Genomic DNA, 14,920 nt, shown 5'->3' with positions numbered 1-14,920 from the left:
TTGATAAGACTTTACTGAAGCAGCGCTCTCTAGCATGATCTGATTTTTTTTGTCTCCCTCATTTTCTTTACCTTGTTTTATTATATTTCTATCTATTCGTTGGGGATTATTATCCTTTTTATATTGGGTTATTTTTTTTTCTTTTCTATTATTAATGTTATACCCAGTACCGTTGATGTTATTTTTTTTGTCTCCTTGATGATCAGATGCATTATCCTCTCCACTATTTTTATCTTTTTTACTTACTGGCGATAATTTTAGATGTTTATTAAGAGAGTCAGTACGAACCTCAGACACAGGTATTGGGTCAATTTTTTCGTTCTCTGTCCTTGGCTTGTCAGAAATAGTTTCGGGTCTCGTGATGGCATTATTAATTTGCGTTTTTTGTGCATTGGCTTTTTGTACTTCATTCAAATGTGACATGCGCTCGCGAGGTACTGAGTCAGCACGAGCTGCTTCTATACTTCGTTTTTTTCTGTTGTTTGAATGAGTTCCAGCAGAGACAGGCGATTCGTCCTGTGCCTCTATCGCTCGTGCACGCTCGGATTTGAGAGCAGCGTCCGTAACACTTTCCATAGACATATTCCCTTAGCAAGCTGAATAGATTTTTATATTTTTTCAATATAACACTGTGTTGATATCAAACTGTTGTTGATTTGAGATAATTTGTACTTTTCTGTTGTTTTAAATAGATTTTTTGGTTGTCTTGATTAATAAAACTTAACATTCATGCTTATTGTTTTAATGACTGGTTTGACGGTAAAAAAGGAACCAGTATTTGATATTAATGGAAACAATATTGAAAGAGTCTCAATATTGTGATTAAAGTAATGACTCAATAATTATAAATACATCTAATTCGTTCATTGAAGCAGTGGCCTTACATCCTCAGAGATATAACTGGGTAGGGCCAATTATATGAAAAAAACATTAATAAACAGCCTAGTAGCGTCTGTATTGGTTACTGGTTGCACGGAAGATACACAAGAAAATATCACGGAGAATCGGCCACCGAGTTTTGAAGGTAAAGAATCTACACTGGACGTAAGCTATAAGAGCAACACAAACATTGATTTGTCAGCAAAGGATGCAGATGCTGATCAGCTGACGTACTCAATTAAAGTACACCCGCAATACGGCATAGCTACGATTAACGCCAAAAGTGGCCTTTTAAATTATGTTCCACAGCGTAATGTTTCTTACTGGGAGCCAGACCGCCTCCAAGTATCGGTTAGTGATGGAAAGTTAGAAAGTTTTCTTACCGTTCAACTGAAGCCTGTCAATCACCCGCCAATGGTTGGGCGTCAAGGCGCGTTGTTTAGAACGCACTACAAGAAGACGCTTGAAGTTGATTTAGAAATCACTGATCCAGACAACGATTCACTGGACGTTACGATTGTTTCTCGTCCCTCACATGGCACAGCTGAAATCAATGCGTCTGGTTTACTTGTCTATAAACCTACATCGGTAGCGGGTGCGGAGGAGATAACGCTTCGTGTCAGTGATGGGGTAAACACTCGGGACGTCAGTTTTAAGATTGAGGTCTATAACAACGCGCCTTCTCTTTCCTCAGGGTTTAGCATGCAAACCCATCCTTACAACCACGTTCTCGAGATCCCATTCTCTGTCTCTGACAGTGATGGCGACCCCGTGAACTTGGCTATCGTAGGTTCGCCAAAAACAGGTGTGGCAGCCATTGAAGGTAATAAGGTCGTATACCGTCCAAACGGCGAAGCCACGGGTAAGCAGGTGATTCGTTTAAGAGCGAGTGATGGAATTGCATCTGATGATATTGAATTCTCGTTCGATTTAGTTAATTCAGCGCCAGATGTTGTTTCGCCTCTTTACTTATCGAGTGATATCAATGAAGAACTCACTGGAAGGCTATCGGCGACAGATGCTGAGGGCGACACGTTACGTTATTCAATTGAGTCTCTGGCTACGAAAGGCGATGTCACAGTCAACTCGTCATCAGGCGATTTTCGTTATGTTCCTAATGGTTCAGCGGTGGGAAGTGATCGCTTTTCTTTAATCGTAAGTGATGGGCAAAATAGAAGGTCTGTAGAGGTTTTTGTTGAACTCTCAAAGTTACCACTCACGCTGGAAAATGCTGAATACCGCAGTTCGACAAGAATTGTCAGTGGTCAGTTACAATTTTCAGGCGCGAAAAAGGCAGATTTTACCGCTGAGTTTGATAACGCAGATGATATTGAGTCATTCAGTGTTGAGAGTGACGGTACCTTTTTGCTTGAGGCAAAGTCTTATGCGGAACCGATTTTAATGACGGTAACGGCAAGATTTGGCGAAGAATCGTCGACTGCCGAAATGCTTGTGCTCACTGAACAAAAGTACGAAGCCAGTGACGGCTCTGATCCGTTGTATTTCCAACAATGGCATTTACGCAATACGGGACAAACAGGCTTTTCGCGATCGCATGCCACCAAAGGCTTTGATATCAATATTGGCCAGTTACACAAACAAGGTGTGACTGGGAAAAATATTGAAGTGGCTGTGGTTGATACGGGTCTTGAGTTAAATCACGAAGATTTGCGAGCAACATCGTCCCGAGTGGTTCTTATGACTTCGTTGACAATGATGATGATCCATCGCCTGTTTATAAAGATGATGAAGATGGGGGCGACCATGGTACCTCTGTTGCTGGCTTGATTGGTGCGGCAGGGTTTAATTCACTTGGTGGTCGAGGTGTTGCGCCAGAATCAAGTCTGACTGGGTTCAATTACTTGAATAGTCAGACGCTGGAAACATGGAAGTCTACTCATGGTGGAGAGAAAACATCCAATGCCAGAATCATCAATCAAAGTTACGGGTATGGGCTGCCGCTGATTCTGCCGACCACATCGTTTAAGTTCAACATCGAAGAAGCGATATTGGAAGATTATTTTGCGACGGCTCAACAGCCTGCATTGATGATCAAATCAGCAGGTAATGGCTTCAATAGCCTTTACTATTGGTTTTATTCCTATATACGAGTCAATAGCTCACCAGAGGAAGCCCGATTAACGCATCAATTGGCGAATTCTGATCCGAGTAACGCCAGCTTCTACAACACCTTGGTGTCGGCATTGGGTGCAAATGCGGCATCGCCATTATCCAGCTACTCAACGACAGGGGCGGCGGTGATGTTTTCAGCGCCCGGTGGCGAATACGGCGAAGACCAGCCAGCGATGATCACCACTGATGTGGAAGGATGCGAGAAAGGTTACTCCAAAGAACGTTTTTACGATTGGGGTAGCTATTTCACCGGCGGTTTGGATGATCGCTTTCAGGCAGTAACGCAGTGCAGTTATACGTCGCAGTTTAACGGCACATCGTCAGCCGCTCCGGTTGCGTCTGGTGTTGCTGCACTAGTCATGGAAGCCAACCCTGCAATGACATGGCGCGATGTTCGTTATGTTATGGCGAAAACAGCCACAAAAATTGATCTCGACTTCCAACCTGTTGAGCTGACTCAGCAAGGTCAGCGTTACACCGCCGAGCAGAGCTGGGTGACCAATGCAGCCGGTAACAGTTTCCACAACTGGTATGGCTTTGGGATGGTTAACGCGACAGAAGCTGTACAAATGGCAAGCCGCGATTATGTATTGCTTCCACCTCTTGAAAGCACGGGATTTGTTTCCTCATCTGAACTAGAGCCAAACAAGATTCCAGAGAATTTCACCGGGCTCACCAAGAGTTTTGAAGTGACCGAAGATTGGAAGGTGGAAGGTGTTCAGCTCAAGTTAGATATCGACCATAAGCGCATCAATGATTTGTCAGTCGAAGTGATTTCACCCAGCGGCACCAAGTCAATTGTTGTGACTGCGAGAAATATGCACATCATGTCGCCAGACGAAGTGTTTATAAACGAAGGGCCGCTGTTATTTCTCAGTCATGCATTTCTTGATGAGAAGTCAAAGGGCACCTGGAAAGTGCGCATCGTCGACACGAATAATGGAAAAATGGAGTATCGGAAGACCTTCTTTGGCGAGGGTGACCCAGAAGTTCTCGAGAATAATGCGGAGTTGGGGACAGTGAAAAATGCATCGATAAAAATATATGGTCATAGCGATAGCGGCAGAGATGTTGCGGGTAATAAGGAGAGTCAGTCATGAAATTAGGTCATTTACCCGTCGTTGTTTTCATTGCTTTAAGTTCCGCGAGCACATTTGCTAGTCAGGGCACTGAAAGTGTGGTGAGTGGAGGTATGAAGTATGACTTAGTGGATACATCTGACGTGGCAGTCTATTCGCAGTTTGCCTTTGCGTCGCAAACGGGTTTGCATGCTGGTCGACAGGTGATAAACCGCGCGCTTAATATCAAAGGGGAAGTCACAGGAAACCTGATTATTGAATCTTCAGAAAAATCAGCCCTGACATTTGATGACCCGCTGATGAAGAAAGTGAATATTGCCGCAGGCTTCTGGTTGCTGAAGTTCCCGCCAGAGACAGAACTTGCCTCAAAACTTGTATGGGTCCGGCAACAACCCGGCGTTTTATCGGCTGAAATCGAAGTTAAGAACAACCTAAAACAGCTCGATAAATTCAAAAATAACGAACAGGTGGTGCAGTGTCACCGCCTTTTTTCTTTCCCCTAAACGCAGGTTCTTCCTCTATCCCCATGTCTACCTTCTCGAACTCGCAATCAAGATCACAGAATTAGATAAAGCCTGTTAATACTTATTAATCAATCAGATAGTTTCAAAGGTAGTGATTGTTTTAAACATCATTGTAATGCCTGAATAAGCGAGTAGTAGGCGTCATGCAGATAAGAGATGAGTATCCAACACAAGGCAATAGTAAACAGCCAAAAATCGAAACTGCACGTTTGATTTTACCGCCTTTTCGCTTATCTGATGCTGAAAGGCTTTACTAGCATCCTTCCCCTAAATAATCTGGAGGTAATAATTATGAGTCAGACATGGAAAGCACAGCAATACATTAAAAACGCATCCTTTGTTGCCGACTATGGCCTCCCGGTTTTAAAACTCCTGGAGCCCAAAGCGGGTGAGAGAGTGTTGGATCTCGGATGTGGTGACGGGACGCTGACACTAAAAATGGCGCAGGAGGGTGTCGACGTTCACGGCGTTGATTATAGCGATGACATGATACGCAAAGCATCCAGCCGTGGCTTAAGTGCTGAGGTGATGGATGGCAGTAAGCTGAGCTTTTGCGACGACTTTGACGCTGTTTTCTCCAATGCTGCCTTGCACTGGATGAAGGATGCAGACGATGTTATCGATGGAGTAGCGAGAGCGTTAAAGCCCAAGAGCCGCTTCGTCGCTGAGTTCGGGGGCAAAGGGAATGTGAATGTCATTCTTCAGGCAATGGAAACTGTGTTTGAACGCCACCCTGAGTTCGGCGTATTTTCAAACCCGTGGTATTTTCCTTCTGATGACGAATACAAAGCCAAACTTGAAAAGGGTGGCTTTAAAGTCACTTCTATCGAATTGATACCACGACCAACCCCTTTGAATGCGGGTATTCGTGGTTGGCTTGAGACGTTTGCTAATGGGATTACAACCAATCTCTCTGAGGCGCAGAAATCATCATTTTTTAATCAGGTGGAAGCCATGGTAAGGCCTATCCTCTTTGTTGATGGCCAATGGATGGCTGATTATGTTCGCTTAAGATTTAGTGCGGTCAAAGCAGGGTAGGGTAATTCAACGCTACCTTTCAGGTAACAAAGCATTAAATGAAATATTCAAGATGGCGGTGCGAGTAATGCGCCGTCGATTCAATCCTTGAAGGGATTTCGTGAAACCCCTTTAAACGCATTAGAAGCTTATCGAAAGATAAATCATCTGACTAACAATACTCCGCTCTTCCTTTTTGCATAAAAAAGCAGGCATGCTACCGTTCTACGTGCATTAATCAATGCATTGAATTTAAAAAGCTATTGACGAAATAATATGGATGTTTTGGAATGAAAAAACTACTGTTGGCCTTGTCTGCCGTGATGTGTCTGTCTGCGACTAACTTTGCTCTTGCCGATAACTCTGAGCAGCGACTCTCTAAGCCAAGTGCCAAATGTGAAGAGTGTTACTGGACGTTAGTGAAAGTAACAAAAACCTTCTATAACCCGGGGACAGGGAAGATGGAAACGGCGACATGGTATGAAAAAGAGTATCGTTGTGTGCCTGCGTGTGTTGTAAAACCTGATTAATGAACCCGCCAATGTGCCCAAAGTGAAACGGGCACATTGTTTTATCTTAGCTTTGCCTTCTTTTCTTTCCTCTCCTTGTCGCTCTATATATTTATTAAATATTTCCTTCGGTTGTTTGGATGCCATTTCGAAAACCGAAAAGGCAGGCGGATTTCCTAATTGATTGAGACAACAAGATAGTTTCTTAGATTGCCAATAAACAGAATGTGATTTTACTGGCTACAATTTCGACAACCTGACTAATTCAGGCACTGAAGTTATGAAGGGTTCGAGTCGCTTAACGATCATGCTCATGTTGTTATTACACAGAGACTAAAAATAAAGGGCATCGTGGTGTGAATATTGGATTTACTCCTCGAAAACTTAAAGAGTGAGAAATGGCGATGGCAGCTCAATAACTCTAATGATTACAACTCAACGCAAATTTTTGGGGAGAGCGAAGAGTGAGCGAAATGATTTTTGATGCGAGTGAACACCCGCACCGACGATTTAATCCGCTGACTGGCCAATGGGTGCTGGTTTCACCGCACCGGGCGAATAGGCCGTGGAGCGGACAAGATGAGAACCCACCAAAGGTGTTTTTACCTCAGCATGACGAGACATGTTTTTTGTGTCCCGGCAACACGCGAGTGTCAGGAGAGAGTAATCCCAATTTTTCCTCAACATTTGTCTTTGAGAACGACTTTGCGGCACTGGCAAAAGAATGTCCCGAATCACCGAAATCCGAAAGTCCGTTGTTCAGAGCTGAGAGTGTCACTGGCCTTAGCCGCGTAATTTGCTTTTCGCCCGACCATAGTAAAACATTGCCTGAACTTTCTTTAACGCAAATTGGTGCAGTCATCGATACATGGGATCAGCAGCTTCGCGAACTGGGAAAGAAATACATCTGGGTACAGGTTTCGAAACAAAGGCGAGGCGATGGGGTGTTCGCAGCCGCATCCTCATGGGCAAATATGGGCGAACAGCTTTATTCCCAATGAAATAGCATGAAAAGACGACCATTTGAAAAGCTACTACCTCGAGCATGGCTCCAATTTGCTGGTGGATTATATTAAACGTGAACTTGAATCGACCACTCGCATTGTCGTTGAAACAACGTATTGGGTCGCGGTGGTACCGTATTGGGCAGCATGGCCTTTTGAAACCATGCTGTTACCTAAATGCCATGTCCGCAGAATGGACGAGCTTTGCCACCACCAACGCACTGATCTGGCGAATGCGTTGAAATCCCTGACTTGCCGTTATGACAACCTGTTCCAAACGTCCTTTCCTTATTCTATGGGCTGGCACTTTGCGCCATTTTTTGAACCGTCCACCAACATTGAACACTGGCAACTTCATGCATTGTTTTACCCCCCTTTGTTGCGGAGAGCGACAGTACGAAAGTTTATGGTCGGTTATGAAATGCTTGCCGAGAGCCAACGCGATTTAACACCTGAACAAGCGGCTGAGAGGCTTCGGGCTGTCAGCGACATTCACTATAAAAAGCAGGGCTGAGATGGAAAACAGAAACGTTGTAGTCGAGGGCGATTTGACTGAGTTATTTGGTCGTGTTGGCTCAGTATTTGAAGGTGTCTTTGGATATGCTCATGAGTATCTGTTTCAGGCTCCCGGTCGAGTGAACTTAATTGGTGAACACACAGACTACAATGGTGGCTTTGTGCTGCCTTGCGCGATTAGCTTCGCGACCGTTGTTGCCGTCGCAAAGCGAAATGACGATTTAGTGCGTGTCGTTGCTGCAGACTACGAAAATGACAGTGACCAGTTCAGTCTTCAGGAAGAAATTACTTTTAATAAAGATAAAATGTGGGTGAATTACATACGCGGTGTTGTTGTCATATTGATGAAGTATGCATATGCACTTGGTGGTGTATATTTGGTGGTGGGTGGAAATATTCCTAAGGGAGCTGGTCTAAGCTCTTCTGCATCTCTGCAAGTCGCAATTACACGCGCCTTCAGCGAAATCTATGGGCTCTCACTGAGCCAAAAACAAATCGCGTTAATATCCCAAAAAGCTGAGAACGAATTTGTAGGGTGCAGCTGCGGAATTATGGATCAAATGGCGTCAGCAAATGCGCGTGAAGGGCATGGCCTACTAATCGACTGTCTGACTCTGGACATTCAACCTGTCGCATTGCCGGATAACATAACTGTGCTGATTATCAATTCGAACAAAAGGCGAGGGCTCGTTGACAGCGAATACAATTTACGCCGCCAACAATGTGAAACCGCTGCTCGCCATTGTGGAGTTAATACACTCTGTGAACTGTCGTCTGAAGTTCTAATTCGCAATCAACAAAGTTTTGATCCTCTTATTTTCAAACGAGCAAAACATGTTGTCACAGAGAATGAACGCACATTAGAAGCTGTAAAAGCCCTGTCTAAGGAAGATATGAGTGCATTATCAGAGTTGATGGAAGCGTCTCACCTATCTATGCGTGATGACTTTGAAATAACCGTGAGTGAAATTGATCTATTGGTCGCGCTGACAAAAGGAGTTATCGGCACGAGAGGTGGGGTTCGAATGACTGGCGGAGGATTTTGTGGTTGCGTGGTTGCGCTTTTACCTCATGACCTTATCGACAACGTAATAAACGCCGTCCAAAAACATTATAAAAAAATTACTCGACTGACCCCCGAATTTTACGTTTGTGATACATCTAAGGGGGCGTGCAGAGTCTGAATAATTAGGAGAAGGCATGCTAGACGGATTTAAATCTACGGGAACGCTCAGGGGTGTTCTCTTTTATGATGGAGAAAAAGCAGAAGTTATTACTCTGACTAATTTAAATGGAATGACCGCTTCGTTTATGGATATTGGCGCGACATGGTTGAGTTGTATTCTTCCTGTTGGCGGCGAGAAACGAGAAGTTCTCTTACGATCACCGGACATGGAATCCTTTAAAAAGCAAAGCGCTTACTTTGGTGCAGTGGTTGGGCGTTTCGCTAATAGAATAAGGGATGGTCGTTTCACCCTTAACGATCACAAATACCAAATTACTCGCAACAACGGGAAACACAGCTTACACGGTGGAGAGGTTGGCTTTGATAGTCGGCGCTGGAATATTGAATACCATAGCTTTAATCAGGCTATATTCACACTCACGTCGGAAGACCGCGAGCAAGGTTTCCCCGGTAAACTTGAAGCCAGAGTGACCTACACACTGACTGATAAAAATCAATTAGATGTGGAATATTTTGCTGTCAGTTCCCAGCCGACTGCGGTCAATCTGACAAACCATGCTTATTTTAATCTCGCGGGAGAGGACTCAGGGCAGACGGTGCTGACTCATAGCCTTAAAATTCTCGCATCGCATTACTTGCCGACGGACAACGAACTCATCCCGACTGGCGAGATAAAATCGGTCAAAGGTACAGGGTTCGATTTCACACGAACAAAATCTATAGAAAAGGATTTTTTGGTCGACGCTGACCAGAGGATCGCAGGTGGATATGACCATGCCTTTGTCTTTGATCGTGGGCTTAACGATGGCGAGGAAGACGTTATCAAGCTCATGTCACCCGGACGTGACTTGGTTTTACGGGTTAGAACGACTAAGCCTGCTGTACAGCTTTACACCGGAAATTTCCTTGAGGGGACGCCCGGATTGAGTGGCGAGTATGTGAAGGCGCAAGGCCTTTGTCTCGAAACGCAGTACCTTCCTGATGGCCCAAATCATCCAGAATGGGGCAGGAGTAATGGCATTTTACGTGCGGGTGAGGAATACAAACACCGCACTGTCTTCAGCTTTGACTTTTAAAAAATAGGTAACCTTCGGGTTACCTTTTTATCACGTCCAAAAACAAAGCCAGTTCTTTGATGTTTCCTCATTCCAATGCTCTTTCCGGTTATGACTATCGAGTTAAGACAATCACCAGATAGCACGCTACTTACAGGGATAGCTATGCGTATTACACGGTGTTTAATTTATGTTGACTATGATTTGTTATGTTATAACATAACAAATCATGCATGGAAGCATTTCAATCGTTTTGCCTTTCTCTCAGCCACCCCACAATGGCGTATTTTCCTTTCAGCTTCATTCGCCATCTCTCGTTTATCATCAGGAGAAATAGATGTTCAGATCACTTTCGTTTGCCTTTTTGATGGGCGTCACTGCGCTCTCTGCTCAAGCCAAGGATGACGTTCTCGATGTTGTTTCACCCTTTGAACTAAAAGGTAAAGACCCCATTTCTTCTGGCAGCATTTTTCTCAAGATGGATGTTTTAGAGACCCTTATTGATGCAAAAGCAGATGGTACCTTGATCCCCGGGCTCGCGAGTGGTTGGAGTGTATCAGATGAAAATTTAACGTGGACTTTTACTCTGCGCGACAATGTGCGTTTCCATGATGGCGAAGTTATGAATGGAGACACAGTTGCTCAGTCTCTAAATTGGTCGAAAAACAATGGTGGCTTGTTGGCGAGAACGCCTGTCAAATCGATTACTGGCGAGGCCAACACAGTAACGATTGAACTCCTTGAGCCTTTCTCAATGTTACCAGCCATGCTAGTGGAATACCGCTCGGCGATTATATCTCCAAAGTCTATTGGGCAAGACGGCAACATTATTGATGTTGTAGGAACGGGTCCTTACCAGGTAACAGCGTTTTCACCCCCTATCAAAATGACGGTACAAGGCTTCAATGACTATTGGGGGAAAGCTGCAGCCATAAACAAGGCGGCCTACCATGGTATCAGCCGCGCTGAAACACGTGCACTAATGGCTGAGAGCGGTGATGCCGATCTGACATTAAGTTTGGACCCTGCATCATTTACGCGTTAGAAAACAATAGACAACCTTAGAGTGACCTCTACCGCTATTCCTCGTGTTCTCATGCTGGTAATACCTTTGATAAAGCGACGAGAAAAGCGCTTTCGAAAGCCATAGACCGTGCAGGCATTGCCAAAGCAGTGTTGCGTTACGACACAGGTGCCACACAGATGTTTCCCAAAGGCATGGCGGGATGGCACAACGATGCGTTGGAGCCTCTTGCATATAACCCTGAAGAAGCGAAAGCTGACTTGACAAAAGCAGGTTGGAAAGTGAACGCGCAAGGTGTCCTTGAAAGGGATGGAAAAGTGATGGAGATAGAGATTCTGACCTATCCAGACCGTCCGGAACTTCCACTTGTCGCTGCCGTGTTGGAGCAACAATTTTCAGCGGTCGGTGCGTTACCAAAGATTAACTCAACCAATTACACTGAGATACCTGCCAAACACAACAACGGTAAACTCTCCACTGCTCTGTTCGCGCGAAACTTTGCATTGGTTCCTGATCCGGTTGGCACGCTCTTGCAAGATTATGCGCCCGGTGGTGATTGGGGAGCTATGGGTTGGCAAAACCAAAACTTTGCTAAAAAGGTTAAAGCCTTGGCGGCGGGCATTGCGCCAGATGGCACTCGTCAGTATTTGGTAAACACACTGCATGAAGAGCTGCCTGTCCTCCCGATTGCATGGTACCAACTTAATATGGCGGTTACCGATAAGGTGTCTGGGGTGGTGATTGATCCTTTTGAGCGCACAATTGGTTTGTCTGAAATTCGTTGGACACACTAAGTGGGACCATCAACAAAACCTATTATGAGCGCTCTCATCTGGCGTGCTTCTCAGGCTGTCGTCGTCACCGTTCTCGTTGGAGTGTTAAGTTTTGCAATGATGATGGCGTTACCCGGTGATATGCTTTTTCGCATCGCTGGCGCGCGATTTGGCTATGACAACATTAACGCAGAAAATGTTGAATTAGTAAGAGCTCAGGTCGGAGACCCCTCAGGCCCTGCAGCATTCATGGCATGGTTGGCCGACTTATCGACAGGAAATCTCGGTCAATCGCTCGTCACTGGCCAAACTGTATGGGCAGAGATATCGCATCAATTGGGGGCAACCGCTCAGCTGGCGGGAGTGGCAGTCATACTGTCACTTCTGATTGGCCCACCATTGGGTGTATGGGCAGGGTTACATCCCGGTAGTCGAATAGATAAAGCAACATTAATACTGGCGGCTTTGTTTAAATCTACGCCGCAATTTTTATTGGGTCTCGGCCTCATTGTTGTCGTTTCAGTCGGCTTGGGTTTGCTCCCGGCCGCCGGATATGGCAATGCCGAGCACTTCATTTTGCCGGCTCTCACACTCGCCTCGTGCTCGTGGCCAACACCACGCGAATTACTCGGGAGGCTGTCGTACAGGCACGAGACTCAGACTGGTGGAAATTTGCGCGCTGGAAGGGGCTTAATGAACATCAGGTAATGATCCGTCATGGCCTGCGTCATGTGTCAGTTCCTCTTATCACACTCATAGCGGCGCAGTTTGTTGCTTTGATGGAAGGCGTGGTGGTGGTTGAGACCATTTTTGGCTGGCCCGGAATTGGGCATGCACTGGTTCACGCTGTTTTTCATCGAGATGTTCCAATGGTACAGGGGACTGCGCTAGTCATGGGGTCAGCCTTTGTTTTGGTTAACGCAATCGCCGATATTACGACCCGCCTGATTGACCCGAGGGCTCCTTCTCAATGACATCATCTGTGAGAAATTTTGAAAACCAAAGCCAAATCAAAAGCCGACATTTCAGCGTGAAATTGAATAGCCGTTTCTTTGGCATGGTTCTTATGGCCATCGTATTGGTCTTTGCTTTTGCAGAGCCTCACTTTAATGATGTGAGCCCATCGAGCCAGAGTCTGCTGAGTACGCTGCAGCCGCCCTCTTCAGAAGTGCTCCTTGGTTATGACCATCTTGGACGCTCAATGTCTGCTCGCCTCTCGGCGGCCTTGCGTTTATCGTTGACTATTGCATTTGCTACCTTAATGACCACCGCTTTTATCGGCGTTACTCTGGGGGTTGTGGCAAGTTGGCGCGGAGGGTGGATAGACAGACTGATTGTTCTGTTGGCTGACTCGGTGATGGCAATCCCCGCGCTGCTGATTGTATTGATTGCAGGCTTAATTCTCCCCAATCAGCCTCTGGCATTCTGGGCCGGATTGTCACTGACGCTTTGGATTGAAGTTTTCAGGCTGACCAGAGCCACGGTCAGGGCACAACTTGCCGCGCCAGCCGTTGAGGCATCAAAATTATTGGGCTTTGGAAGGCTATATATTTTTCGAACTCACCTTTGGCCAGAGCTTGCGCCAGTGCTGACAACCACCTTTGCGCTTACATTTGCTGCGGTCGTTATGGGTATCGCTGCGCTTGGTTTTGTTTCTGTCGGGGTGAGGGCACCTACTCCTGAACTGGGTTCTATGATGGTGAAGTTGCTTCCTTATTGGCGAGAGGCACCTTGGGCACTAATCCAACCTGTTGTTGCAACGTTACTCACGTTACTCGCGCTGACATTAATTGCAGGGAGAGCCGGACCATGACGTTACTTCGTGCAGATCTCTCTGTTTTTCTCGGCGCTACGCAGTTGGTTGAGCGATATCTGTCGTCATCGAACGTGGTCAGTCAGTCACTTTGATTGGCGAAACTGGATCAGGGAAAAGTCTGTTTGCACAAGCGTTGCTGGGCACATTACCGAAAGAGTTGAGTGCCAAAGGGTCACTCGAAATAGAGTCGGTAAACGTCGATCTGCAAAAAACGAGTAGTATTGAAGCACTCTGGGGTCACAAAATTTGTGTCCTTCCGCAGGAACCATGGCGTGCACTTGATCCATTGATGTCTGCTGTTCGACAGGTCGAAGAAGTACATAAACTTGTCGCCAATCGCCCGAACGCGTTAACGCATGCAGAGCAAGATCTTGAAGCGATGGATTTGTCAGCGGCCAAACATCGCTTTCCATTCCAGCTCTCTGGCGGTATGGCTCAGCGCCTTGCAGTCGCTGCAGCACGCGCAGGGGGCGCAGAGATTGTTGTTGCAGATGAACCTACCAAGGGGCTTGATACATCTTGGCGTGACGACGTCGCATCACATCTACGATCTGTGCCTGAGGCAGGAGGAGCACTTCTTACGAACACTCATGATTTACACCTTGCAGAATCCCTCGGCGGAATATTGGTGATACGAGAGGGCCGTGTCATCGATAGGGGCCTCGCAGAGACAGTATTGAGTGAGCCAAAAGAGGAGTACACGGCAACGCTGATTGCTTCGCAGCCGCGTCACTGGCAGAAAAAAGTACCCGCGCAAATGGATGAAGTCGTTCTTCATGGCAAGCAACTGACGATTGCACGTGGGGAGAATACTTTGATCAAATGCATCGATATCAAGCTGCATGCAGGTGAAGTCGTCGGGCTCTATGGCCCTTCCGGCGTTGGTAAATCTTCACTGGGAGATGCGCTTCTTGGCCTGCTGAAACCTTCAGCCGGTGAGGTATGGCGATCAGGCCGACATGCACCAACCAAGTTTCAGAAGCTCTGGCAGGATCCGCCAGCAGCCTTTCCTCCGCATCAGATTATCGGTCGAGGTTTCAAGGCGCTTATGAAGCTACATAAAATTGATGAAATGGAACTGAACCTGCTTCTCAACCAGCTGAGCATTGATGCCACGTTACTGGCGCGAAAGCCTGATGCGGTTTCTGGTGGTGAGTTACAGCGGCTCGCTATCGCAAGAGCCCTGTTACTTAAACCCGTTTTTCTCTTTGCCGATGAACCCACCTCTCGTTTGGATACATCGACTCAACGCGAGGTCATAGAGTTGCTTGTTAGCTTAGCGAGGGAGCGGGGGGTTGCCATATTATTGGTTAGCCGTGATCTCGACTTAATAGATAAGTCGACAGATCGGAAAATTACACTTTAAGCCGAGAGTCAGCTGTCGCAGGTCATTAAGTTATGCCAA

Annotated in this window: 11 protein-coding genes and 3 pseudogenes; 13 read left to right on the top strand and 1 reads right to left on the bottom strand. The window is 46.1% G+C overall.

The features are described 5' to 3' along the window. On the bottom strand, positions 1–576 hold a 576-nt coding region (locus tag CS022_RS21980), incomplete at its 3' end, for a hypothetical protein (RefSeq protein WP_145964534.1). 342 nt (positions 577–918) lie between these two features. Here CS022_RS21980 and CS022_RS21975 point away from each other — a divergent pair. The 13 genes and pseudogenes from CS022_RS21975 to CS022_RS21920 all read left to right on the top strand — a co-directional run bounded on the left by CS022_RS21975 (position 919) and on the right by CS022_RS21920 (position 14,881). Next, positions 919–2,667 carry an Ig-like domain-containing protein gene (locus CS022_RS21975; protein ID WP_129124055.1) on the top strand — a complete coding sequence of 583 codons (1,749 nt, stop codon included), beginning with the start codon at positions 919–921 and terminating at the stop codon, positions 2,665–2,667. Next, a complete protein-coding gene (locus tag CS022_RS21970; protein ID WP_235869852.1) occupies positions 2,559–4,112 on the top strand; it encodes a S8 family serine peptidase in 1,554 nt (517 codons plus the stop codon). The genes CS022_RS21975 and CS022_RS21970 overlap by 109 nt, the downstream gene beginning before the upstream one ends. Beyond that, positions 4,109–4,594: a hypothetical protein gene (locus CS022_RS21965; RefSeq protein ID WP_129124053.1), complete on the top strand. Its 486-nt coding sequence runs from the start codon at positions 4,109–4,111 to the stop codon at positions 4,592–4,594. The genes CS022_RS21970 and CS022_RS21965 overlap by 4 nt, the downstream gene beginning before the upstream one ends. 312 nt (positions 4,595–4,906) lie before the next feature. Beyond that, on the top strand, positions 4,907–5,653 hold the full coding sequence (locus CS022_RS21960; RefSeq protein ID WP_129124052.1) for a class I SAM-dependent methyltransferase: 747 nt from the start codon (positions 4,907–4,909) through the stop codon (positions 5,651–5,653). 269 nt (positions 5,654–5,922) lie between these two features. After that, positions 5,923–6,162: a hypothetical protein gene (locus CS022_RS21955; protein WP_129124051.1), complete on the top strand. Its 240-nt coding sequence runs from the start codon at positions 5,923–5,925 to the stop codon at positions 6,160–6,162. A gap of 452 nt (positions 6,163–6,614) precedes the next feature. Next, positions 6,615–7,659: pseudogene (locus CS022_RS21950) on the top strand (UDP-glucose--hexose-1-phosphate uridylyltransferase). A 34-nt stretch (positions 7,660–7,693) separates the two neighbouring features. After that, on the top strand, positions 7,694–8,845 hold the full coding sequence (gene galK, locus CS022_RS21945; RefSeq protein WP_129124057.1) for a galactokinase: 1,152 nt from the start codon (positions 7,694–7,696) through the stop codon (positions 8,843–8,845). Positions 8,846–8,861: 16 nt separating this feature from the next. Further along, positions 8,862–9,923: a galactose-1-epimerase gene (gene galM, locus CS022_RS21940; RefSeq protein ID WP_129124050.1), complete on the top strand. Its 1,062-nt coding sequence runs from the start codon at positions 8,862–8,864 to the stop codon at positions 9,921–9,923. 316 nt (positions 9,924–10,239) lie between these two features. Next, entirely contained in the window at positions 10,240–10,947 is a 708-nt protein-coding gene (locus tag CS022_RS27530) for an ABC transporter substrate-binding protein (RefSeq protein ID WP_201746346.1), read from the top strand. A gap of 77 nt (positions 10,948–11,024) precedes the next feature. After that, positions 11,025–11,720: pseudogene (locus tag CS022_RS27525) on the top strand (ABC transporter substrate-binding protein); the annotation flags it as partial. 24 nt (positions 11,721–11,744) lie between these two features. Next, positions 11,745–12,673, top strand: a pseudogene (locus tag CS022_RS21930) (ABC transporter permease). Beyond that, on the top strand, positions 12,670–13,512 hold the full coding sequence (locus CS022_RS21925; RefSeq protein ID WP_201746343.1) for an ABC transporter permease: 843 nt from the start codon (positions 12,670–12,672) through the stop codon (positions 13,510–13,512). The pseudogene CS022_RS21930 and the gene CS022_RS21925 overlap by 4 nt, the downstream one beginning before the upstream one ends. Positions 13,513–13,603: 91 nt before the next feature. After that, positions 13,604–14,881, top strand: coding sequence for an ATP-binding cassette domain-containing protein (locus CS022_RS21920; RefSeq protein ID WP_201746342.1), 1,278 nt, complete (start codon positions 13,604–13,606; stop codon positions 14,879–14,881). Positions 14,882–14,920 lie beyond the last annotated feature (39 nt).

Origin of the sequence: Veronia nyctiphanis (assembly GCF_004116385.1) — a bacterium.
Lineage (GTDB): Bacteria > Pseudomonadota > Gammaproteobacteria > Enterobacterales > Vibrionaceae > Veronia > Veronia nyctiphanis.
The sequence above is the reverse complement of the archived record's forward strand: the minus strand, read 5'-3'. Positions and strand labels throughout refer to the sequence as shown.